The sequence below is a fragment of the Deinococcus sp. genome (assembly GCF_018260405.1).
Taxonomy (GTDB): domain Bacteria; phylum Deinococcota; class Deinococci; order Deinococcales; family Deinococcaceae; genus Deinococcus.
In genome coordinates, this window is sequence record NZ_JAGLBG010000006.1 from 24,954 (window position 1) to 48,017 (window position 23,064).

Consider the following 23,064-nt stretch of genomic DNA (forward strand, 5'->3'; position numbering starts at 1 on the left):
GCCCTTTACAAGCCACACGCCACGCGCCACAGGCTAAAATCTTTCTATTCCCCACAAGGAGACTCTCAGTATGCCTGACCTCAAATCAATTACCGCCGACACCCGCGAAAAAATGGGCAAGGCCATCGAATCCCTGGACAACAACCTCTCGGTGCTGCGGACTGGCCGCGCCAACCCCGGCATCCTCAAAAAGATCGTGGTGGACTACTACGGCTCCCAGGTGCCTATCGACCAAGTCGCCAGCATCACCACGCCCGACGCCCGCACGCTGGTCATCACTCCCTGGGACCGGGGCGCACTGAACCCTATTGAGAAGGCCATCCGCGATAGTGACCTGGGACTGAACCCCAACAACAAGGGCGACACCATCTTTATTTCGCTGCCCATGCTGACCGAGGAGCGCCGTAAAGACCTCGTGAAGAACGCTAAGACCTATGCCGAAGATGCCCGCATTGCCGTACGCAACCTGCGTAAGCACGCGCTGGACGAGGTCAAGAAAGTCGAGGGACTGGGCGAGGACGAAATCAAGCGCGGGGAAGCCGACGTGCAGAAGGTCACCGACGAGTTTATTGCCAAGGTAGACAGCACCTTCCAGAAGAAGGAGCAGGAAATCCTAGGGTGAAGGCGCTACGCGCCGGAAGGAGCAAGTGGTTCGTGGCAAATGGGATAATTTCCACTGAACACTTACCACTGACCACTGACCGGCCGGAGACGATGTGGAAAGCCTGAGCACCCGCGTGCTCACCAGTCTCGTGGGCTTCGCGGTTCTGAGCCTGATCGTCTGGATCGGCTGGTGGGCCATGCTGCCTGCGTTGGTCTTCGTGTCGGTCATGGGGCTGTTCGAATACATCCGGATGCTCGACAAGAACGACATCGACGTGCGCCGCATTAGCCTGGGTGTCTTCGCGGCGGCGCTGATCATAGCCAGTTTACCGATATGGCCGCAGGTGCCCTGGGTAGGGGGTTCCTGGCGCGAAGTGGTGTTGACTATCGCCGTGGGAGCGCTGCTGGTGCTGGAAGTCATCAAGCCCGGCGAGCGTCCACTGGAACGGGTGGTCTACAGTCTGTTCGGCCTGCTCTACATTCCCTGGCTGCTGGGCTACTTTCTGCTGCTGCGCTATACCCCCGACGCCGAACACGGGTTGCTGTACTTTGCTTTGCCGCTGCTGGCGACCTTCGCCGCCGACATCGGGGGCTTTTTTGCCGGGCATTTTTTTGGCCACAACAAACTGGCCCCCGAGGTCAGCCCTGGCAAGACCGTCGAGGGCGCGATTGGCGGACTGCTGTTCAGCTTTCTGACCGTGCTGATCATGACGCAACTGGCGCACATCTGGTCACCACTGGACGCCTTTTTGTACAGCATTCTGGTAGCCAGTGCCAGTCAGCTGGGCGACCTGAGCGAAAGCCTCATCAAACGCGCCCTGAAAACCAAGGACAGCGGCACCAGTCTGCCCGGTCACGGCGGTTTTCTGGACCGCATCGACAGCCTGCTGTTCGCGGTTCCGGCCACGTACCTGTTTTTACATATCAGCCTATATATTCAGTAACACGGTAGGTCGGAATAAAAAAAGGGGGGAGCCGCACACCCGGCTCTCCCCCTTTTTGGCAACCGATCTTTACTTGGTGGGCACCTTGATCGCGCCGCTGATGATCTTGGCCTTGATGGCTTCGATCTTCATAAGCTGGCTGCTGGGAATCAGGGCCTTGTTGTACTCGTCCATGGCGTAAGCCACGCCGCCGTCCTTGAGGCCGAAGCGGTGTTCACCGCCCTTAAAATTGTCGTTCTTGACATCCTGAATCAGTGCGTACACGGCGTTGTCCACGCGCTTGGTCATGCTGGTCAGGCCGTGGTTCATGGTGGCGGGGTTCTTATCGAAGTCGCCCAGGTAGTTCTGGTTGCTATCCACACCGATGAACATCAGTGGGCGGGTCTCACCCTTGCAGGCGGCCTGATAAGCCGCGCTCTTGGGCACCTTGGCAAAGTTGTTGCCGGCGAACTTGACGCCTGCGGGAAGCTGCGAGGCCTTGAGGCACTGGGTCTGCTTGACGTAGTCGATCAGCCCGTTGCCGCTGCCACCTGCCGCCGCGAAGATGATGTCCGCGCCGCGCCCGCGCATGCTGGCCGCGATTTCCTTGGCCTTGGCGGGGTTGTTCCAAGCGTCAGGGGTCGTGCCAACGTACTGCGAAATGATCTTGGCCTTGGGGTTGGCGGCCTTGACGCCCGCTTCGTACCCGGCCTGGAACTTGTGAATCAGGGGCACGTCCATGCCGCCCAGGAAGCCGACCACGCCGGTGCTGCTGTTCATGGCGGCCAGATAACCGACCAGGTAGCTGCCCTGCTCTTCATTGAAGACCAGGCTGGCGACGTTCTTGACAGGCGAAACGTCGTCCACCAGACCGAAGGCGAGGTCGGGGTTTTCTTTGGCAACCTGGCTGATGCTGGCGTTGTTGGCAAAGCCCACGCCGATGGTCAGGTCAAAGCCTTCCTTGGCAAAGCTGCGCACGCCCTGAATAATCTGGCTGGGGTCGCTGGGCTCGAAGTCCTTGGCCTGCACGCCGAGCTGCTTAACGGCCTTCTGGGTGCCCTCGTAGGCGCTCTGGTTAAAACTCTTGTCAGCCTTACCACCGGCGTCGTAGGCCATGCCCACACGCACGGTCTGGGCACCAGCGGCAGAAATAGTCAGGGCAAGGGCCACGGTCAGAAAGTTCTTCATGTTTATTCTCCTAGGAAAAGGGTTGATGTAGAGCTGACACCAAGTATACGGAATTATGTAAGCCACTGAACCCAATCAAAATGACAGTGTGCTGGCGTCCTTATACGGATTCCGATTGATTTGGTGCAGTTCCGAATCAATCCGAGCGGATGCGAGTAGGAACAACATACGGGTTTCGCGGTATGGAGCCGCAGGCGGTGTCTTCCCGACTGTGGCGGAATTTAGCGGAATCCGTATTAGAAGCTGACCGCAGGTCTAAAAAAGGGGCAGCCAATTTCGTTGAGGAACAAACTCGGCCCTGATGCTACGCTAAAGGCATGAGTCAGACCGGTTCCGACGATCTGCACGCCCGTTACCTCGAACTGCGCGGCGAGGTCACCCGCCATAACCGCGCCTACTACGAGCAAGACGCGCCCAACATTCCCGACGACCAGTACGACGCCCTGGCCCGCGAGCTGCGGCAGCTGGAAACGGCGCACCCCGAATGGGCCACCGACCTGCCGGATGAGGTCAGCCCCGTCCAGACGGTCGGCGGCGCACCCAGCAGCGCCTTTTTGCCGGTGCCTCACCCCACGCCGATGACCAGTCTGGACAACGTCTTCGACGACGCGGAACTGCGCGACTGGCGCGAGAAACTAGCCCGCTCGCTGAACCTGCCCCCCGATTACGACGATTTCACGTTCACAGGTGAGCTGAAAATCGACGGCCTGAGCGTCAATCTGTACTACCTGGACGGTCAACTGCAATGGGCCGCCACACGCGGCAACGGGCGCGTGGGCGAAATCGTGACGGCGCAGGTGCTGACCATTCCCGAAATTCCGCAGCAGCTAGAAGGGTTGCAGGGGGAGCTGGAAGTGCGCGGCGAGGTGTACCTGTCACGGGCCGACTTTGCCGCCTTCAACGCGCAGGCCGAGGAACTGGGCACGCCGCTGCTGAAAAACCCCCGCAACGGAGCCGCCGGGGCCCTGCGCCAGAAAGACCCGGAAGTGACCCGCACCCGCCATCTCAAGGTCATTTTGTACGCCCTGGGCAAGCGCGACGGCGTACCCGCACAGTCGCAGTGGGAGGTGCTGGGCTGGCTGCGTGAGCGCGGTTTTCCGACCAGCCGCTACTCTGAACAGCTGCGCGGCCTTGAGGGCGCCGTTGACTACCACGCCCGCATGGTCGCGGCCCGCGCCGACTTCGAGTTCGACGCCGACGGGACGGTGCTGAAACTCGATTCCCTGCGGCTTCAGGAGGAGGCGGGCTTGACCAGCCGCGCCCCGCGCTGGGCCATCGCCTATAAATTTCCGGTCGAGGAAGTCGAGACGGTGCTTGAAAGCATCACGGTGAACGTCGGGCGCACCGGAAAACTTGCGCCGCTGGCCCACCTGTCGCCCCGGCTGATCGAGGGTAGCACCGTTAGCAAGGCCACGCTGCACAACGAGGACTACATCCGCGACATGGATTTGCGAATTGGCGACACGGTGCGAGTACGCAAGTCGGGCGGCGTAATTCCGCAGATCATGGGCGTGGTGCTGGAAAAGCGCCCCGCCAACGCCCCGCCTTACGAGTTCCCGGCCCACTGCCCCGACTGCGGTCACGAGGTCGTGCGGGCGGAGGGCGACGCCAATACCTATTGCCCCAATCCGGCCTGCCCCTCGCAGAGCTTCGAGCGCCTGCGGTATTTCGTGTCACGCGGGGCGATGGACGTGCGCGGCATCGGGGAAAAACTGACCCTGCAAGTGCTGGAAAGCGGCCTGGTCAAAGACGCCGCCGACCTCTACACCCTGAACGCCGAGCAACTGGCCGGGCTGGAACGCGGCGGCGACAAAAAGGCGCAGAACATCCTGGCGCAGCTGGAAGACAGCAAGACCAAACCGCTGTGGCGCCTCATCAACGCGCTGGGCATGAACCACGTCGGGCAGCGTAACGCCCAGGCGCTGGCCCGCGCTTTCGGCACGCTGGACGCGCTGCTGGCCGCTACGCCCGAGCAGATCGAGGCCGTGCCCGGTCTGGGCGGCGTGATTGCCCAGAGCGTGAGCGCGACGCTGGCCGACCCCAACATGCGCGGCCTGCTGCAGCGTTTGCAAGAAGCCGGATTTGCGCCCCAGGCCGAAGAAGTCACCCGCACCGGCGAACTCGCGGGCCTGAACTTTGTAATCACCGGCACCCTTTCGCGCCCCCGCGACGACCTGAAAAACCAGCTGGAAGCCGCCGGAGGCCGCGTGACCGGCAGCGTGACCAAAAAGACCAGCTACCTGATCGCGGGTGAGGAAGCGGGCAGCAAACTGGCGAGGGCCGAGGAACTGGGCGTGGCGGTGCTGGACGAAGCTGGGCTGGCCGCCCTGTTGGTCGAGAAGGGACTGAGTTAAACAGAACCTGATTTGCACAGGAGTTGGCCGAAAACGAGCTGTGGCCGCCTCTTTTTTCACACGCCACAAGCCACAAACCACACGCTACGCGCTGCCAGCCCTTAAACTAGGGGCATCGGCGCAGCGGAGCTTCTCCCGCGCCCGGAGGTATCACATGGCAACACCCCAGACCAGTCCCGACCCGTCCGGCAACGTGGAGATCAATAAAAACGTCTTGCTGGACATCGCTTCGACCACCATCGAGGGCATCGAAGGTAGCGAAATTGCCACCGCACCGATCAAAATGGGTGAAGTGCTGCGTAACCAGCAGGCGGCCCGCAAGCTCCGCGCCCTGAAAGTAACCCAAGAAGGGCGCGAGGTGACGGTAGAGGTCGCCCTGAACATCGAATACGGGCGTAACCTGATTAAGGTGTCGCAGCAGGCCCAGCGCGAAATCTGCGAAAACATAGAACTGATGACGGGCCTGAAGGTCCGTAACGTCAATGTGACGGTTCAGGGCGTCAATCTGCCCAAAGGCCAGGCATCTTGACCCGCCGCCGTGAAAAGGCCGCCCAGCCGGTAGGCACGCGCCGCGCCGCCCGCGAATTCGTGTTCCGGGTGCTGTTCGAGGCCGAGCGGGGCGACCTGCCGCTGGGCACCGTTTTTACCCGCACTGAGGGCGCGATGCGGGAGGGCGACGACACCTTTGCCCCCCTGAGTGCCGAGGCGCTGGAATTCGCCCAGCAGCTTATGCGCGGCATTGCCGAGCACCGCAGCGAAATAGACGATACGCTGCACCGCACCATTCGCGGCTGGAGCTTTGACCAGATGGCGCAGACCGACCTGAACGTGCTGCGGCTGGCAACCTACGAGATGCTGCACACCCCCGAGCCGCACCCCCCGGTCATCGAGAGCGCGGTGCGGATCGCCCGTAAATTTGGCGGCGACGAGTCGGGCAAGTTCGTCAACGGCGTGCTGGCGGGCCTCTCGCGCAGTATGAATGTCCGCCGCACCGACAGTCCCAGGACAGAAGGTTGAGCGCAACCCTGTTGGCCGGGCCGCCCGCCGCCGCCGCGCTGCTGGAAGACGCCAGGGCGCGGGCCAGCCGACTGGCGCGTGTGCCACAGCTGGTGCTGGTGCGCGTCGGGGACGACCCCGCCAGCGTCAGTTACGTGGCGGGCAAGCAAAAGAAGGCCAGGGAAACCGGGCTGCAAAGCCACGTGCATGTGCTGCCCGAACAGACCACCCAGGCCGAGTTGCTGGCCCTGCTGACCGCGCTGAACGCCGACCCGGAAGTGAACGGGATTCTGGTACAACTGCCCCTGCCGGGCCACATCGACGAGAAAGCGGTGTTGGACGCCGTGCATCCCAGCAAGGATGTAGACGGTTTTCATCCGGTCAATGTCGGGCGACTGTGGTCGGGGCCACAGGGGGCGGGACAGCCTGGACTGGCGCCCTGCACGCCACAGGGCATCATGGCGCTGCTGGACTTCTACGGGCTGGAAGTGGCCGGAAAACGCGCTGTGATCGCAGGGCGCAGCCAACTGGTCGGGCGACCACTGGCCGGTCTGCTGCTAAATGCCGACGCGACGGTCACGCTGGCCCATAGCCGAACGGCTGACCTCGCCGCCGTGACCCGTGAGGCCGATTTTCTGTTCGTAGCCGTGGGCCGGGCGCACCTGATCACACCGGAGATGGTCAAGCCGGGCGCGGTGGTCATTGACGTTGGCATCAACCGCCTGGAGCGCGAAGGCCAGAAGACCAGGCTGGTCGGCGACGTTCATCCAGACGTGGCGCAGGTCGCCTCGGCGCTCTCACCGGTGCCGGGCGGCGTCGGGCCGCTGACCATTGCCCAACTGCTGGCCAACACGGTGAGGGCCGCTGAAGTGCAGGCGGCTGGGCAACTGTAAAGTATTGCTAACCTGCCGAGTCGAAAAGACTTTTCCTACTGCGGCGACTCTGGCAGCGCGTCTGTAAAGAGTCGGGAAGGCTTTTTGCTGATAAAAAGCTAAGAATCTGCCGGGTAGACGCCAAAAAGTAACTCCCGGTTATAGTGGCGCGTATCCGGGGAAAGCACCCGAAGCCGCCCCACTTCCAGGGCAACCGCAAAGTCCCTCAAATGTAAAGTGAAACTTTTCGTTTGAAAATCACGCTTCGCCATGCCGAGAGTATTTGGCCGATGGATACAGTAAAAATAGCCAGCCTGCTTACTGGCTACTTATCAAATGTTATGCAGTCTCCGACTTTGCGGTTGCCCTGGCCCCACTTCCACCAGCAGCTCCTTATGTTGGATTGCCGATTGAACCGGGCGGTGTTGGATTCAATCCGGGCGGAGACGAGTAGGAAAATATGGGTTTGGCGCTGTGGCGGCACAGGCGGCGCCTTCTTGGGCAAAACGGACTCGCTTGAGCAAGCCTGCCCGCCTCTTGGGCAAAAGCGGCTTCTTGGTCAGAACGGCACCCTTGAAGGGGCCTGACCGCTGTCTTGGTCAGAACGACACCCATGATGGGGCCTGACCGCTCCCGACTGCGGGCGGAATTGAGTGGAATTCGGATTACATCGCTGCTGGAATCTCGATGCCAATCAGCGCCGCCGTTTCCTCGAAGGCCTGCCGCAGGCGTACCATCAGCGCCAACCGAGCCTCGCGCAGACCAACTTCGGATTGCAAGACGTTGGTGGCAGGCTTGCCCTGCTTATCTTTGGCGTTGTACCAGGCGTTGAAACTGGTCGCCAGGTCAAGGGCGTACTGCGCCACCACATGCGGCGAGTGCACGCGCACGCTCTGAGCCACGACTTCAGGTAGCTTGGCGACCTGCTTGGCGAGCACCAAGTCAATCTTGGGAATGCTCTCCCAGTCGGCCCCCGTGCCGTCGGTTTTGAGTCCGGCTTCCTCGGCGCGGCGCAGGATATTGGTGGCACGCACGGCGGCGTACTGCACATACGGCGCGGTGTCGCCGTTCAGCGCCAGCGCCTGCTCCCAGCGAAAGTCAATCTTGCGGGTCGGCTCGGCCTTGAGCATCGCAAAGCGGATGGCCCCGATGCCGATGCGGCGGGCAATTTCGGCGGCGTCCTCACGCTTCGCCAGTTCGGGATTGATGTCGCTTAGCACCGCCAGAGCGCGTTTCTCGGCCTCGTCCATCGCGTCGTCGGCGCTGACCACAACGCCCCTACGTCCGCTGATGGTCTGGCCTTCGAGCGTGACGAAGGCATACGACAGGTGAATGCTGCGCTCCTTTTTGCCCGTCTCACCCGCCACACCCAGCGCCGAACGCACCACTGTCTGCGGGTGATCTTGCCGCGAGTCGATCACGTTGATGACCTCCTGCGCGTGGCCGAAGCGTTTTTGGTCGTCGGGCTGTCCGTCGGGGGCGCTTGTCCAGATTTCGCGGCCTTCCGGGTCGGGCATGAACGGCTTAAACTTCATCCCCTCGAACAGCCCGAATTTCCAGAACTGGTAGCCAATGTCCTTGGCGGCGTACATGGCGGTGCCCCCGGAGCGCACCAGCACCACGTTCGGTTCCTCCAGGCCAGGCATAAATTCGCTCACGTCCATGATGAAGGCCCCGGCATACTTGCCCTCACTGGGGCGCGAGGTGTACCGGCTGCCCTCCAGAATATTCATAGCCTGAGCCAGAAAACCGCTGCCCACCACGTCGGATTCCCAGTTCAGCAGGTCGTACCGTGCCCCCAGGCGAAAGCAGGTGGCCAGCTGCGCCTTGACCGTCTGCTCGACCAGCGGGCGCAGCACCCCGGCTTCCAGCTTATGCATGATGTCCATGATTCCGGCTTCCAGCTCAGGCTTTTGCGGGTCGGCGTTCAGTTGCACGTAGCCCTCACCCAGCCACTGGTCGTATTTGGTTTCGCCGTCCCAGACGCGGTGGTAATGCTCAATAGCAAACAGCGACTCGGCGGCCTGTCGCCCAGTATCGTCAATGTAGTTCTGAACCTCTACTGTGTGACCCGCCGCCCGGAAAATCCGCGCCATGCTGTCGCCCAGCACCACGTTTCGCAGGTGGCCCACGTGCAACTCCTTGTTGGGGTTGACCGAGGTGTGCTCGATAACCACTTTGCCGCTCAGGGCGGGCATCTGGAAGGGCTTTTCCACCACGCCGCGCACGAAATCGCCGATATCCAGAAAGAAGTTGATGAACGGGCCGACGGCTTCGACCTTTTTGATTCCGGCGGGCAGCACGACGGCGGCGGCCAGTTGCGCGGCGACCTCGGCGGGGTTGCGCCCAGCGGCCTTTGCCATCTGGAATGCGGCGGGCGTGCCGTAGTCGCCAGGCTTGCTGCTGGGGGTTTCCTGAATCGCGGCGTCAACCGGCATCCCAAGTTGCTGGGCAGCGGTTTCCACGGCTTGTTTAAGTTGAGCCTTCAAATCCATTGGGTGAGTCTAAGGGTCTGAGGGTCTGAAGGTCTAAGGGGGCTTGTGGCACGTGGCCTGTGGCTTGTGAAAAAAGAGGACTGTGACGACAGGGCTGCCGCAAAGTCGGTTCAAGTTTGAACCCAGCTTACATTGCTGCTGATCTGTCACTGGAAAAGCCCGTTTCTGCCGCTCTGACCAAGAAGCCGTTTTGCTCAAGACAGCGGGCAGGCCGCATTCTCTTTCTTTTTCACTTGTTCCACTCGGCAAAAAGATGGTCAAAAGAGCACCATCTTTTTGCAAAATGCTCTAAGTCTGGTTTTCTCAGATTCAACCGGTAGTAGGAATTCACTTCACCGTAAAAACGGTCTCGCCCACGAACGGCCCCAGACCTATCCGAACGCGGTACAGGCCGGGCTGCCGCTCGTTCAGACTGTTTTGACCGTCCCAGCGCACGCTACGGCTGACCGACTGGCCCGGTACCAGTGTCACGGGCAATCTATCGACCCCGGCGCCGAAGCCTGTGCCGTCCTGCCAGACCTGCTTACCGTCTGGCACCCGCTCTATGTAGGCGGCCTCACACGACTGGGGTTGATAGGTCACGGCCTTCAGGCCCCGGCGGGTGACCGTCAGGGTGAACTCGTAGCCCGCTGGCGTGTCACGGGTCACGACCTGCGTGGTGTCGGGCCAGCGCGAAGGCTCAGGCAACTGGGCGGGGCGAGCGAGCATCAATTCCACCCGTGCCGGGTCAAGGCCACGCTGCCGCAAAGCGTCCAGAAAGGCATCTGCGGCCTGCTGGTCGGGGAGATCGACAAAGAATTTGTTGCCGATATAGAGGCCGGTACCCAGCACTTTGACGCCGCTGGACTGCAACGCCTGGCAATACGGCCTGAAGCTCTGGCAGGCGCGTGGATTATTCCTGATAACGTCGTCGGCCAGCGCACAACTGCCCAGAGTCAGGGCCAGAGCAAAGAGAGCAAAGAGGAGGCGGCGCACGGCCTCACTCTGACAGACCAATGTGACGCTTCCTCTTTTCCCTACCCGACCGTTCGGTACGGGACTTTTCCCGCCCCAGCCCGGCGCTAAACTTACCCCGATGACTCGTCCCCAATCCGAACAGGCCCCGGAAACCCAGCCCACTGCGGTCAAGCCGGACAGCACCCATCCCTCCGCGCAAGACCCTTCTATTGGCCGTGTGCCGGGCCGCCCCAGCGTGACTAAGCCCGGAGCCGACCCGAAGGTCTACGACTCGGCGTTTATGCGGGCCACACGCGGCGAAAAGGCCGATTACACCCCAGTCTGGTTCATGCGTCAGGCGGGGCGCTACATGCCCGAATACCGGGCGCTGCGGTCCGGAAAGTCCATGCTGGACTGCATCCGCACGCCTGACCTGGCTGCCGAAATCACGCTGCAACCCATCAAGGCGTTTCCGCTGGACGCCGCAATTTTGTTCAACGACATCCTGACGCCGCTGCCCACCATGGGCCTGAGTCTGGACTTTGTGGGCGGTGTCGGCCCGGTGATTCACAACCCGGTTTCCAGCACCAGAGACGTGGACATGCTGGCCGTTCCCGCCGCCGCCGAGAGCATGCCGTTCACCGCCGAAAGCATTCGCCTGCTGGTGCCGGAGCTGAACTCGCGCGGCATTCCGCTCATTGGTTTCGTGGGTGCGCCCTTTACCCTCGCCAGCTACGCGATTGAGGGCAAAGGCTCGCGCAACTACGAGAAAACCAAGCGAATGATGTACGCCGAACCCGCCGCCTGGGAACGCCTGATGGGTAAGTTTGAGGCGCTGCTGGCCGACTACCTCGCCGAGCAGGTCAAGGCCGGGGCCAGCGCCGTGCAGATTTTTGACTCCTGGGTCGGAGCACTGAGCGTTTACGACTACCAGACCTTTGTAAAACCCGCCACGGGCCGCCTGATTGAGCGGGTCAAAAAACTGGGCGTACCCGTGATTTATTTCGGCACTGGGGCCACCCACCTGATGCCCGATATGGCGGAACTGGAGTCCGACGTGATGGGCGCAGACTGGCGCACGCCGCTGGACAAAGCCTGGAGCCTATGCCAGAAGGGCCAAAGCATCCAGGGCAACCTTGACCCACTGCTGCTGCAAGCGCCCTGGCGGGAGCTAAAGCACCAGACTGACCGCATTCTGGGCGAGGCCGCCGGGCGTCCGGGGCATATTTTCAATGTGGGGCATGGGATTTTGCCCGAGACGAACCCCGACATGATTTTGCGGCTGACCCAGTACGTTCACGAACAGACCCGCAAATAAACTCCACCCTACCGACTTACAGGAGCGCCATGACCACCCCAAACAATGAACACAAACCCCTCGGCATCCTCTTCATGGCCTACGGCGGCCCCGAAAACTTGGACGAGATGCCCGGCTACCTCGCCGACATCCGCGCCGGGCGCGTTACCGGTCACGCCGTGCTAGACGAGATTTCTAACAATTACCGCCTGATTGGGGGCAAGTCGCCACTGCCCGAATTTACCCGCGCCCAGGTGGACGCCACCATGCAGGTGTTGCAAAGCACAGGCCGCCAGCTAAAGGCGTATATCGGGATGCGCCATTGGTCGCCCTGGATTGAGGACGCCGTGCGCGACATGCTGGACGACGGCATCGAGCAGGCCATCGCTATTGTGCTGGCCCCGCACTACTCGTCCATGAGCGTGGAAAAGTACCAGAAGAAAATCAAGGCTGCGCTAAAGATGAACCACGGACACATTGATTTTGCCTTTATCAACGACTACCACACTGAACCCGGCTACATTACGGCGCTGGCCAACCGCGTGCGGGGAGGCGTCGCCGAGTGGCCCGAAGGCGAGCGCGACGACGTGCATGTGGTTCTAAGTGCCCACAGCCTGCCGGTGCGGATTATTAAGGAGGGCGACCCCTACGCCGACCAACTGATGGAATCGGCCAGGCTGGTAGCGGCCCAGGCGGGCCTGCGCGACGACCAGTGGTCATGGAGCTTCCAGTCGGCGGGCCGCAGCCCAGAGCCGTGGCTGGGGCCGCAGCTGGACGAACACCTCCGCGCCCTGGCCGAACAGGGGATAAAAAAGGTAGTCAGTGTGCCGGTGGGCTTCGTATCTGACCACGTGGAAATCCTGTTCGACATCGATATCGCCGCGCAGGAAGTCGCGCAGGAACTGGGGATGCGGCTGGTGCGCCCGCCCGCGCTGAACACCGACCCGCTGTTTATCGGGACACTGGCCAGTGTCATTGAGCGCCAGGCGGCGGCGTTGTAAACACCCACCCCTGATACGGACTGCCGTCTGTTGTGTTGAGCACCCGCCAGGACGCCCGGCGGCCACCTCCACGCCCGGAACCTGTTTCTCTGTTGCTTGTTCTGCGGCGCAGCCTTACGGGTCCGCCGTGGTTAACCGCTTTGCCCACCGCTCAACCGAAGTCCGTATCAGGCAGCTTCCCTGACCGCTCCCCCTGACAAGGGAGCCGAGAAAGCATTCACTTTGCCTCCCTTGTGAGGGGGCCGGAGGGATAAAACCGCAGATGGCAACCCAACAAACCCAATCTGAACAGGCCCCCATCATCATTGTCGGTGCGGGCCTCACCGGACTCGCCGCCGCTTGGGAGCTTCAGCAGCGCGGCGCGGCATATGTCCTGCTGGAAGCGGGCGATTATTTCGGCGGCAAGGTGCAATCCGAGCAGACCGGCGACGGTTTTCTGGTGGAAAAGGCCGCCGACGCCTTTATCCTGGGCAAGCCCTGGGCGCTGGAACTGGCCCACGAGATCGGCCTGGAACCTGAACTCATCCACCCGCGCGAGGACACCAAAAAGCTGTATTTCCTGCGCGGCGGGCAGCTGCTGGACTTTCCGCAGAACCTGAAAATGTTTGTGCCACTGGATGACCAGAGCTTTTTGCAAAGCGGCGTGCTCTCGCCTGAAGGTTTGCAGCGGATGCTGGACGAGCAGCGTCTCCCGCCCAGGCCCCCCACTGACGACGACGAATCGCTGGCTGACTTCATCACCCGGCGCTTTGGCGCGGAGGCCATGAACTTTATCGTCCCGCTGGCCGCCGGGATTTATGTCGCCAACCCGCACGAACTGAGCATGAAGGCGGCGTTTCCGCAATTTCTGGCGCTGGAACAAAAGTACGGCAGCGTGATTAAAGGCAGCCGCGCCACGCCACGCGCCCAGGGGCCGATTTTCGCTTCGTTTAAGGGTGGGATGAGTGCGCTGGCCAATGCCGTAGCGGCCAAGCTAACGGGCGATGTGCGCCTGAATACACCGGTGCTCCAAGTTCACCCCGGTGGAGTCACGCTATCTGGAGGCGAGAAAATCGCGGGCAGCGGCGTCATCTTAACTACGCCCGCCTGGTACGCGGCGCCGATGCTGCGCCGGAGTTTCCCGGAGGCGTCGGCGCTGGTGGGCGAACTCAAGGCCAACGGCTCGGTGGCGGTTATCCTGGCTTACCGCGCCCAGCAGTTCCCCCGCGACATGCACCTGCACGGGCTACAAGTGGCCGCCGACGAGGGCATTCACATGAAAGCCATTACCGTTCACTCGGCCAAGCTGCACGGACGCGCCCCCAATGACCATGTGCTGCTGCGGGTGTTTTTCAAGGATTTGGAGCCGCAAAAAGCCTACGCCGAGGCCGTCCACGAGGTCGCCCGGCTGTTTGGCGCCTCAGGCGACCCGCTCTGGCACAGCTATGCCGACTGGCGCGGCAAGAATCCGGCGTATCAGGTGGGCCATCTGGAGCATCTGGCCCGCATCCGCGCCGCGCTGCCGCCGAATGTACAGGTGGCGGGGGCCAGCTACACCGGGGTCGGCATCCCCGACTGCGTAAACGCCGGGCGCACGGCGGCGCGGGACGTCTTAAGGTGCTGGCAGGTGTAGGTCGTCTGGGTGCTTTTCCTGGCGGCGCGTCACGGCACACGGCAACCGGGGCCGCCGGGCGCGTTCGGAATTCGCACTACACAGCTGCTCCCCCAGCCAAAGCCAGGGCATTAGACTTCAGGAAATGACCGAATCTCTGACCTTCCCCCGTGGTTTCCAGGCCGCTGCCATGGCCGCCCAGCTCAAGCCCAGCGGCAAGACCGACCTGAGCTGCGTCATCAGCGAAACGGACTGCGCCTGGGCTTTTGCCGGAACCCGCAGCACCACCGCCGCCGCCAGCGTGCTCCGCAACCGCGAACTGTACGCGGGGGGCGGCCCGGTACGGGGGCTGGTCGTCAATGCCGGAATTGCCAACGCCGCCACCGGTCAGCGGGGCGCACGCGACAACGCGGATATGGCCGACGCGCTGGGCAGCGTCATGAATATTGACGAGCAGACCGTCCTGACCGCCAGCACCGGCATCATCGGCCACCTGCTGCCCATGGACAGGGTGCTGAGCGGCGTCGAACATCTGCCCGAGGAACTTCAGCGCGAGGTGTTGCCCTTCGCCACGGCCATCATGACCACCGATACCACGCCCAAGACCGCGCACGCCACGCTGAAAAACGGCGCGAACATCGTGGGCACGGCCAAGGGCAGCGGCATGATTCACCCGGACATGGCGACCATGTTCGCCTTCGCGTTCTCGGACGCCCAGGTAGACCAGGCAGCGCTGCGGGAAGCTTTTCCGGCAATCGTGGCCCGCACCTTCAACGCGGTCACGGTGGACGGCGACACCAGCACCAGCGATATGACCGCCGTATTTGCCAACGGGCTGGCTGGGGCCACCGATCAGGCCGAGTTTCTGGCGGCGCTCGAAGGCGTCATGCGCGACCTCGCCCGCCAGATCGCTGCCGACGGTGAGGGAGCGACCAAACTGCTGACCGTCAAAGTCACCGGGGCCGCCAGTGAACACGAAGCCCTGAGCGCCGCCCGCACCTGCTGCGTCAGCCCGCTGCTCAAAAGTGCCGTCCACGGCTCCGACCCCAACTGGGGCCGCGTGATTATGGCCGTGGGCCGCAGCGGAGCACAGGTGGATGTCGAGAAGTTGCAGGTGAGTGTGCAGGGCGTGCCCGTGTTTACTGGCAAACCACTGAATTACGACGCCGCCGCCGTCAGCGCCAGCATGAAAGCTGCTGGGGAAGTCATTTTCGACATTGATCTGGGCGTAGGCCAGGACAAAGGCGAGGCGTGGGGCTGCGACCTGAGCGCCGAATACGTGAGCATCAACGCGGATTACACGACCTGATCAATGGTTTGGAGCAGTTTCATACCTCAGGGGGGAAACCTGCAAGAGTACGAACTCCGCGCAATTCCGCCCGCAGTTGGGAGCGACCAGGCCCCATCCTGGGTGCCGTTTTGGTCAAGAAGCGGTCAGGCCCCATTCTGGATGCCGTTTTGCTCAAGACAGCGGGCAGGCGCCATTGAAGTTCTGCCGTCTGCCCGGCACTTTCCGGTGCAGGGGCAGGGCCGTTCCTGAGCTTACCCTCATGAAAAATGAGAGAAAACGGGTCATACTAGGAAAGTTGCGCTTAAAGGCGCACTGCTTCTGAATTGATTATTAACTCTAATTTTTCTTTCTGCGACAGGGGCAACTGGCTGTATCTGGCTATTCCTGACGTAGTGTCCCCCGGAGGATAGCGCATGTTTAACCCACCCACCCTCGAAGACCTCCAAGAAACCCGCCGCGCCAACGAAAAGCTGGTGCTTAAGGCCCTAGAAAGCAAGCCTGAATGGGTCGAAACTGAACTTGCCAAGACGACTGGTCTGGCCCTTTCGCACCTACGGGCGGCCCTCGCCAGCTTGCTCGATCAGGGCCGGGTTCGCCGCCTGCCCGGTACCGGCACCCGCGCCGTGTATGGCATGGCCGACCCCGGTCTGGCCGACGTGCCCGCTACCCCGCTGACCCCAGACGCCCTGCGCGTGCGCGATTACCTTGAAGGCCGCGCCGACAGCGCCCTGTACATGAGCGACCAGCTCCGCATGACCCGTGAAGACGTGATGTCCTCCCTGAGCCTGCTCAACGCCCACGGGCAGATCACCTGCACCTTCGTGGGCAGCCTGGTTATCTTCCGGCTCAAGGAAACGCAGGCGCTAGGCCAGGAACAGCCCGCCGACAAGGATAAGGAGAAGGAAAAGACCCCTAGCAAGAAGAAAGTGGCCGTCAGCGCCTGAGCGACGCCGTACAAAAAACCGCACTCTCCGTCTGGAAGGTGCGGTTTTTTCGTGGCCGCAAAAGCCGTGTTTTTCTTTCTCTCCTCCGCTCGGACTGACTCTGGTAGTTGCAGATTCAGTCGGCAGTCCGTAGGAGCAGTTACGTTTTTTCTTTGGCCACAGGCGGCCAGCCAACAACCCAGCCAACTCTGTGCCCTAAGTACGGCGGCGTTCATGGCGAACCCTTAGCATATGGGCCGATGAAGCTTTCGGTTCTAGGCAGCACAGGCAGTATCGGCACACAGGCGCTGGACGTGGCGCGGGAGCGCGGCTATGACGTGGTGGCCCTGGCTGCCGGGCGTAATCTGGAATTGCTGCGCCAACAGGTGCAGGAGTTCAGACCCCAGCTGGTTAGTGTGGACGCCAGCGTGTACGCCGAGGCCAGGACGCTTTTTGCTGGCCTGCACGTAATTGCCGACCCCTCGCAGACCGCTGCACACCCCGCCGACGTGGTCGTGAACGCCATGTCGGGTCTGATCGGACTGGCCCCCACCCGCACGGCGCTGGAGCATGGGCAGGCGGTGGCGCTGGCGACTAAGGAAGCGATGGTCACCGCCTCACACCTGATGTGGGAAGCGGCGGCGCTAGGCGGTGGCCGGGTGGTGCCGGTAGACTCCGAACACACGGGCGTGTTCCAGTGTCTGACCGGAGAACACCTGGCCGACGTGGCGGAAGTTATTCTGACCGCGTCGGGTGGCCCCTTCCGCGACGGGCCGGACGACCTGAGCGGCGTGACCCCTGAGCAGGCGCTCAGGCACCCCTCGTGGAATATGGGGCCAAAAGTAACGATTGACAGCGCCAGCCTCATGAATAAGGGGCTAGAAGTCATGGAATGCGCCAGCCTGTACGGATTGCCGCTGTCACAGGTGGGCGTGGTGGTGCATCCGCAGAGCATCGTTCACGCGGCGGTCAGGTTCCACGACGGCAGCCTGAAGGCGCAATTCGGCCCTACTGACATGCGCCTGCCGATTGCTTACGCCATAGACGCCGCCCCGAGCGGCATGCAGCGCCCCGGCGACGTGCGCGGCGCAGGTCAAGGCAGTGCACGACGCGGGCCGGAGGTCGCCGGGCATCTGGGTTGGCCCCTGCGTGGGCAGTGGGAGTTCCGCGAGCCGGACAGGCAGCGTTTTCCCTGTCTGGGGCTGGCCTACTGGGCGGGCGAGGCGGGCGGCTTGCTACCGGTGGCCCTGAACGCCGCCGACGAAATCGCGGTAGAGGCTTTTCTAGGCGGCACAATCGGCTTTCTGGACATTCCCCGGCTGCTGGAACAGGTGCTGGACGAAACCCCGGCGGGCCAGCTGACCTGGGACACTTTGGCGCAGACTGACACGTGGGCCCGTGAACGGGCGCGGGCCTGGGTCCAAGAGCGGCAGCCGGGAGCCGGGGCGTGAGCTTTTTTTCCAGTATGGCCGCCGTGATGACCCCGCTGGGCATCCTCTGGACAGTCATTATCCTAAGCGTGGCAACCTTTTTGCACGAGCTGGCGCACTACGCACTGGCCAGGCGGCAGGGTGTGGCGGTCAAATCGTTCAGCGTGGGCATGGGGCCGGTTCTAAGCCGCGTCCAGTGGAAGGGCACCGAATGGCGTATCTCGGCGCTGCCGATTGGCGGCTACGTGGAAATCGACGGCATGGCCCCGGTAGAGGGTGCAGACGGTCAGTTTCACGCGCCCACAGCCGGTTACGTAGCGCTGTCTACCTGGGGTAAAATCGCGGTGATTCTGGCTGGGCCGGTCATGAACCTGCTGCTGGCGATTGGCCTGATGACGGCGCTGGGCAGCACCACCACGCTGCCTGCCCCGGCGACTATCAGCGTGCTGGCCGGCTCCAAGGCGCAGAAGCTGGGGCTACGCAGCGGCGATACCATCACGCGGGTCAATGGCCGCGCTCTGCCTGCTACTGAACTGACTGAGGGGGGGGTTAGGGGCGGCTGGAACGACATTACGGCCACTCTTAAGACCGACGGCCACCACACCTTTACCGTGCAGCGCGGTGGCCAGAGCCGCGAGCTTGCCTTTGACTGGAAGGCGCAGGTGGGCGGGCAGCGGCACCTGCTGGGCATCAGCCCCAAAGAATACCGGGTGTTTCAGGCCAGCCGTATTCCGCAGGCGTTCGTGACCTCATTGCAGGTGACGGCGCAGGCAGTGCCGCAGGTGCTCAAGGCGTTCGGCAACCTGTTTGCCCGCTTCCTGACGCTGAATATCTCGCAGGATCAGAACGTAAGCGGCCCTATCGGCACCGCCGAGATCATCAGCCGGGCCGCCGCGCTCAGCCCCTGGGCACTGGTGCAGGTGGCGATTATGCTTAACCTGTCGCTGGCCTTTTTCAACCTGCTTCCGATTCCGGGGCTGGATGGCGGGCGCATCCTGCTGGCCCTTCTTGGAGCCATCAAGGGCAGCCCGCTAAGCTTCAGCCAGGAACAGGCGATCAACTTCGCGGGCTTTGCCTTCGTGATGCTGCTGACCGCGTTTGTGGTTCTGCGCGACTTGAGCCGCTTTTTCTGAAGGCTGGTCGGGGCTAGCCCCAAGGGCAAATGCGCGGCGCGTCCTATTGTTCGCATAGACCCGGCGGGATGATGGGGCGATGCAGCGCCCTCAGTACCCTCTGTCTACAGCGCTGCTTTTGCCCGCGCTGCTGGCGGGTTGTATGGTTGTCCGGCCTATCACGCCGCAGGTGGCCTACACCAAACACCTGGATGTAAACGGCCCGCCGCCCGACGTGGTGATCTTTGCGGTATCGGGCCGTTGCGGGCCACCCTGCAAGGCCCCGCGCGACAGCTGGGATTACCTCAGTTCGCGCGGCACGGTCGATGCCCTGGCCAGTGCCATTGCCGGGGAGGGCCTGAGCGTGCAGGTCGCCGGATACGCCGACAATGCGCTAGACACCTTCTACCCGGTCAAGGTCGCCACACCGCAGCGGGGATACGCCGCCCTGAACAGCGACCTTACGCGCGTGAAGGCCGAGTGGTTCGGCAAACCGGGCGCCCCGCGTATCGTGCTGCTGGGGCACTCGCACGGCGCAGTCTGGACGCACCATCTGGCGCACGTCAATCCTTACGTTCCTTTTGCGCTGCAAATCGACCTGGACGGCATCTGCGCCTCGTGGGTGCTTGATCACGGGCCAGACCTAGCGGCGCATCCGGTAGACCTGCCCGGCCAGCCCCGCGCCATCGACGCCTGCAACTTCATGCCGGTGGGAAACTCACAGGCGCGTGGCAAGGACATCGTGTGGCCCAACGTGGCCCAGAATCTGGTGGCCCAGAGCAGGAATTCTCCAGCGTCCTTTGGCCCCGGCGGTCTGGTTCTCAACTACCTGTTCGAGATGAGCCCGCACCTGCGCTCCAACGGAAGCACTCAGGGAATCGAACCGTTCCGCTCTGCCTATCAAGACCATAGCGGCGTGTCCTACCCCACCAGCGACGCCATGAAGTGGGTGCTGGCCCGCACCGCCGAGATAGCCCGCACCTGGAAACCGCGCCAGAACGCGCTGCCTACCCAGAAGAACCCAGCTGTTCTAGGCCCCCTTGCCAGTCCTGTCCAAAGTTCGGGCCAGAGTCCGGGCCTCCGTCCGGCGCCTCCCCGGACAACCGGGCCAGCCACGCCTGCGCCTGCGCCGCGTCCCTGAGCTGCGCCCCGCGCGAAGCTGGAAACCACGCCAGCAGCGCCGCCACGCACCCAACTGTTTGCCCGGCCACCTGAGACGTGTCACCGAAAATCACCTTATGGTCGCCGTCGGCCAGCCACAGCACGCCACTGGGAGCGGCCACGATCTCGGTGCCGGTAGGCAAGGGTTCGCCCAGCCACACGGCGTCCACCTCGGCGGCGTCGGCGGGGTTGATCAAACCAGGCAGACAACCGTAATTGACGGGCGCGGGTTCTGGCTCCGTACGGTAAGGTTCCAGCGTTGCGCGTTCGGCTCGCCAGATCAGCCGTTCGCGGCTGCCACAGCTCCACTCGACCACGCCGCGCCACTCGCGGCCCGGTTCTGGCTGGCACAGTTCCGGCTGGCCCGGCTCCGGCAGCCCCCCATCTGACGCAGTCCCGGCGGGCAGGCTCACGGCTTGACCTCGTACAGCTCGACCTGCCGCAGCACGTTGCCCCCGAACGATAGGGCGGCGCGGTAGGCGCCTCTGTTCGGTGCGGGCAGCCGGAAGGTGGCCTCGCGCAGATCGGCGTCAAGGTACAGGCTGTCGCTGCCCAGTTTGCTGGAGTTGTCGAACCACGTCACCGTCAGGTAGCCGGGGTCTATGTGGCCGTGCAATTCGGCATGCAGCACCAGTGTATCTCCCTCGCGTGTCAGCTCGGCCTGCGAAATCTTGACCGGAAGCTGAAGGTCGCTGTAGGCCGCCTTCGGAATGAGGGGCACGAGGTTGTAGCGGCAGCCCGAAAGCAGCGGGGCCAGCAGCAGCACGGGCAGCAGCAGGGCGCGGGCAGAAACGGGCACGGCAGCCGGAACACGGAAACGGAACATCCCCGTCAGTGTAGGCTCGAAAGATGAACCTCACGCCCTTCCCCACTGCCGCTGAAGTGCCGGACGGCCCCGACCCGCGCCGCGCCCCGCTGCTGCCCCCCAGCGAAAAGCCGCGCATCGTGGTCGAGCATCCGGACTTTTACGTGATCCACAAGCCCGCGCTGTGGCTCACGCATCCGGTGCGGGCGCGGGTAGACGTGCCCGACATCCTGACTTTCATGCAGCAGGAAACGGGCGAAAGCGACCTGGCCCCGCCGCACCGCCTCGACCGTGAAACCAGCGGCACGCAACTGCTAACGCGCGACAGCGACGCCGCCCGCACATTTTTTACGCTGTTCAAAACGCACCTGGTCGGCAAGACCTACCTGGCTATCGTACACGGCACACCCGACTGGGAGCGCTTTACCCTCGACGCCCCGCTGGGTGACCTGGGGCTGGGCGGGGCCAACCGGGTCGTGATCCGGCAGGCGGTGGTGCCCGGTGGCCGCCCGGCGATCACCGATTTCCGGGTGGTCAAGCGCCGCGCCGGGCACACGCTGATCGAGGCTTACCCGCGTTCGGGCCGACTGCACCAGATTCGGGCGCACCTGTCTCACCTGGGGCTGCCGATGGTGGGCGACAAGATTTACGGGCGCGACCCCAACGCCTTTGTGGAATTTATGGAAACCGGGCAGACCCCCGAGCTGACCGCCCGGCTGGGGCTGGCACGCCAGGCCTTACACGCCGCCCGCATCGCCTTTGCCTGGGACGGAGCGCAGTTCGCCGCCGAGGTGCCGCTCGCGCCCGATTTGCAGGCTTACTGGGACAGCCTGAGCTGAGCGGGTAAACGCGGCTGCCCATCTGCTCCATCTGGGCCTGACCTTAGGATGTTAGGCTTGGCGTGAATGGACGCTATCTACTCAGCCATCCTCGGGGTCGTCGAAGGCCTGACCGAATTTTTGCCCGTCAGCAGTACCGGGCACCTGATCCTGGCCGCCGACCTGCTGCGCGTGCCCTGGCCGAAGGAAGTCAAGGACGCCTTTGAGGTCATTATCCAGGGCGGCGCAATTCTGGCGGTGCTGGTGTACTACTGGAAAGACATCCTGCAAATCCGGCACATCGCCACCGACAAGAACCAGCAGAGTCTGTGGAGTAGCGTAATCGTTGCGTGTATTCCGGCGGTGGTCATCGGGGCCTTATTTGGCTCGAAAATCAAGCACTACCTGTTTACGCCCAGTGTGGTCGCCTGGGCCCTGATCGTGGGGGGCATCTTGATCTGGCTGGTCGAGAGCCGCAAGACTACGCCCGAAGTTCACTCGGTCGAGCGCATCAGCGTGCCCAAAGCCCTTATGATCGGTCTGGTGCAGTGCCTCGCGCTGGTGTGGCCCGGCTTTTCGCGCAGTGCCAGCAGCATTCTGGGCGGCATGGTGCTGGGCCTCGACCGCCCCACCGCCACACAGTTCAGCTTTTACCTGGGCCTGATCACGCTGGGCGGCGCGTCGCTGCTTGACCTTATCAAAAGCCGCCACATCATCGGACAGATTGGCAGCCTGAACCTGCTTATCGGCATTGTGGTGAGCTTCATCGTGGCTTACGCTTCTATCGGCTGGCTGCTGAAGTTCGTCTCGACCAACAACTTCAAGCCCTTTGCAATCTACCGCGTGATCGTGGGCCTGATCATCCTGTTTCTGATTCATCAGGGCGTGCTGTCTAACGGGCTGCGCGCCTAAAAGTAAACCGCACCGCCCTTCCCTGTCCTGCCTTCCCTGCCCCAGCCACGCGCCGGGATTTTTCGGTGGGCCTCCTGCAAAAGTCGCGGCGAGGGCAATCTAGAGTAGTTTGCAGAATACGGACTGCCGTCTGGTTCGTTAGAGCAGTTCTCCGAATTGTGGGCACGTTGGAACAACACCGCCGCCCCCTTCATTCTACGTCCTGCCCTTTCTTCTTCACTCGTTCCACTCGGCAAAAAGATGGTCAAAAGAGCACCATCTTTTTGCAAAATGCTCTAAGAACCCACAAGGACGCCGGGGGGGCCAACTCGGGGGGCCAACTCCACACCCGCAATCCAGTGTGCTCCTGCTCGGTC

The 23,064-nt window shown here is 62.8% G+C and carries 20 protein-coding genes; 15 read left to right on the forward strand and 5 right to left on the reverse strand.

What is annotated here, in order from left to right:
* Positions 1–70 precede the first annotated feature (70 nt).
* Positions 71–622: a ribosome recycling factor gene (gene frr, locus QZ269_RS01980; RefSeq protein ID WP_291423741.1), complete on the forward strand. Its 552-nt coding sequence runs from the start codon at positions 71–73 to the stop codon at positions 620–622.
* Between the two features lie 94 nt (positions 623–716).
* Entirely contained in the window at positions 717–1,547 is an 831-nt protein-coding gene (locus QZ269_RS01985) for a phosphatidate cytidylyltransferase (protein ID WP_291423742.1), read from the forward strand.
* Positions 1,548–1,616: 69 nt separating this feature from the next.
* Here the strand turns inward: QZ269_RS01985 and QZ269_RS01990 are convergent, their stop codons facing one another.
* Complete coding sequence (locus QZ269_RS01990) at positions 1,617–2,714, reverse strand: BMP family ABC transporter substrate-binding protein (RefSeq protein WP_291423744.1); 1,098 nt, start codon at positions 2,712–2,714, stop codon at positions 1,617–1,619.
* Between the two features lie 317 nt (positions 2,715–3,031).
* Between QZ269_RS01990 and ligA the strand changes: the two genes are divergently transcribed.
* The 4 genes from ligA (at position 3,032) to QZ269_RS02010 (ending at position 6,957) form a co-directional block, all read left to right on the forward strand.
* Positions 3,032–5,068, forward strand: coding sequence for an NAD-dependent DNA ligase LigA (gene ligA, locus QZ269_RS01995; protein ID WP_291423747.1), 2,037 nt, complete (start codon positions 3,032–3,034; stop codon positions 5,066–5,068).
* A 154-nt stretch (positions 5,069–5,222) separates the two neighbouring features.
* Positions 5,223–5,597 (forward strand): Asp23/Gls24 family envelope stress response protein, encoded by a 375-nt coding sequence (locus QZ269_RS02000; protein WP_291423749.1) that lies wholly within the window; start codon positions 5,223–5,225, stop codon positions 5,595–5,597.
* Complete coding sequence (gene nusB, locus QZ269_RS02005; RefSeq protein WP_291423751.1) at positions 5,594–6,085, forward strand: transcription antitermination factor NusB; 492 nt, start codon at positions 5,594–5,596, stop codon at positions 6,083–6,085. Before QZ269_RS02000 ends, nusB begins: the two co-directional genes overlap by 4 nt.
* Positions 6,082–6,957 carry a bifunctional 5,10-methylenetetrahydrofolate dehydrogenase/5,10-methenyltetrahydrofolate cyclohydrolase gene (locus QZ269_RS02010; protein ID WP_291423753.1) on the forward strand — a complete coding sequence of 292 codons (876 nt, stop codon included), beginning with the start codon at positions 6,082–6,084 and terminating at the stop codon, positions 6,955–6,957. The genes nusB and QZ269_RS02010 overlap by 4 nt, the downstream gene beginning before the upstream one ends.
* A 644-nt stretch (positions 6,958–7,601) precedes the next feature.
* On the opposite strand, the gene QZ269_RS02015 is transcribed toward QZ269_RS02010, so the two are convergent.
* Together QZ269_RS02015 and QZ269_RS02020 are read right to left on the reverse strand one after the other, a co-directional pair.
* Positions 7,602–9,431, reverse strand: coding sequence for an arginine--tRNA ligase (locus QZ269_RS02015; protein ID WP_291423755.1), 1,830 nt, complete (start codon positions 9,429–9,431; stop codon positions 7,602–7,604).
* A 327-nt stretch (positions 9,432–9,758) separates the two neighbouring features.
* Positions 9,759–10,406, reverse strand: coding sequence for a hypothetical protein (locus QZ269_RS02020; RefSeq protein WP_291423757.1), 648 nt, complete (start codon positions 10,404–10,406; stop codon positions 9,759–9,761).
* Between the two features lie 100 nt (positions 10,407–10,506).
* On the opposite strand from QZ269_RS02020, the gene hemE reads away from it, so the two are divergent.
* The 7 genes from hemE to QZ269_RS02055 all read left to right on the forward strand — a co-directional run bounded on the left by hemE (position 10,507) and on the right by QZ269_RS02055 (position 19,033).
* The gene (gene hemE / locus QZ269_RS02025; protein ID WP_291423759.1) at positions 10,507–11,685 is read left to right on the forward strand and encodes a uroporphyrinogen decarboxylase; all 1,179 of its coding nucleotides are present in this window, start codon (positions 10,507–10,509) and stop codon (positions 11,683–11,685) included.
* A 29-nt stretch (positions 11,686–11,714) separates the two neighbouring features.
* Entirely contained in the window at positions 11,715–12,665 is a 951-nt protein-coding gene (hemH, locus tag QZ269_RS02030; RefSeq protein ID WP_291423761.1) for a ferrochelatase, read from the forward strand.
* Between the two features lie 262 nt (positions 12,666–12,927).
* Positions 12,928–14,277: a protoporphyrinogen oxidase gene (gene hemG, locus QZ269_RS02035; RefSeq protein ID WP_291423763.1), complete on the forward strand. Its 1,350-nt coding sequence runs from the start codon at positions 12,928–12,930 to the stop codon at positions 14,275–14,277.
* 124 nt (positions 14,278–14,401) lie between these two features.
* Entirely contained in the window at positions 14,402–15,565 is a 1,164-nt protein-coding gene (gene argJ, locus QZ269_RS02040; RefSeq protein WP_291423765.1) for a bifunctional glutamate N-acetyltransferase/amino-acid acetyltransferase ArgJ, read from the forward strand.
* Between the two features lie 395 nt (positions 15,566–15,960).
* On the forward strand, positions 15,961–16,491 hold the full coding sequence (locus QZ269_RS02045; protein WP_291423767.1) for a transcriptional regulator: 531 nt from the start codon (positions 15,961–15,963) through the stop codon (positions 16,489–16,491).
* Between the two features lie 239 nt (positions 16,492–16,730).
* Positions 16,731–17,921: a 1-deoxy-D-xylulose-5-phosphate reductoisomerase gene (locus QZ269_RS02050; RefSeq protein ID WP_291423769.1), complete on the forward strand. Its 1,191-nt coding sequence runs from the start codon at positions 16,731–16,733 to the stop codon at positions 17,919–17,921.
* Positions 17,918–19,033, forward strand: a complete 1,116-nt coding sequence (locus QZ269_RS02055) for an RIP metalloprotease (protein WP_291423771.1) — start codon at positions 17,918–17,920, stop codon at positions 19,031–19,033. The genes QZ269_RS02050 and QZ269_RS02055 overlap by 4 nt, the downstream gene beginning before the upstream one ends.
* A gap of 986 nt (positions 19,034–20,019) precedes the next feature.
* On the opposite strand, the gene QZ269_RS02060 is transcribed toward QZ269_RS02055, so the two are convergent.
* Positions 20,020–20,586, reverse strand: a complete 567-nt coding sequence (locus QZ269_RS02060) for a hypothetical protein (protein WP_367272182.1) — start codon at positions 20,584–20,586, stop codon at positions 20,020–20,022.
* Positions 20,583–20,999: a hypothetical protein gene (locus QZ269_RS02065; protein WP_291423773.1), complete on the reverse strand. Its 417-nt coding sequence runs from the start codon at positions 20,997–20,999 to the stop codon at positions 20,583–20,585. Before QZ269_RS02065 ends, QZ269_RS02060 begins: the two co-directional genes overlap by 4 nt.
* A gap of 23 nt (positions 21,000–21,022) precedes the next feature.
* Here QZ269_RS02065 and QZ269_RS02070 point away from each other — a divergent pair, with 23 nt between their 5' ends.
* Together QZ269_RS02070 and QZ269_RS02075 are read left to right on the forward strand one after the other, a co-directional pair.
* The gene (locus QZ269_RS02070) at positions 21,023–21,817 is read left to right on the forward strand and encodes an RluA family pseudouridine synthase (protein WP_291423775.1); all 795 of its coding nucleotides are present in this window, start codon (positions 21,023–21,025) and stop codon (positions 21,815–21,817) included.
* A gap of 66 nt (positions 21,818–21,883) precedes the next feature.
* Complete coding sequence (locus tag QZ269_RS02075) at positions 21,884–22,708, forward strand: undecaprenyl-diphosphate phosphatase (RefSeq protein ID WP_291423777.1); 825 nt, start codon at positions 21,884–21,886, stop codon at positions 22,706–22,708.
* The last annotated feature ends 356 nt before the right edge of the window (positions 22,709–23,064 follow it).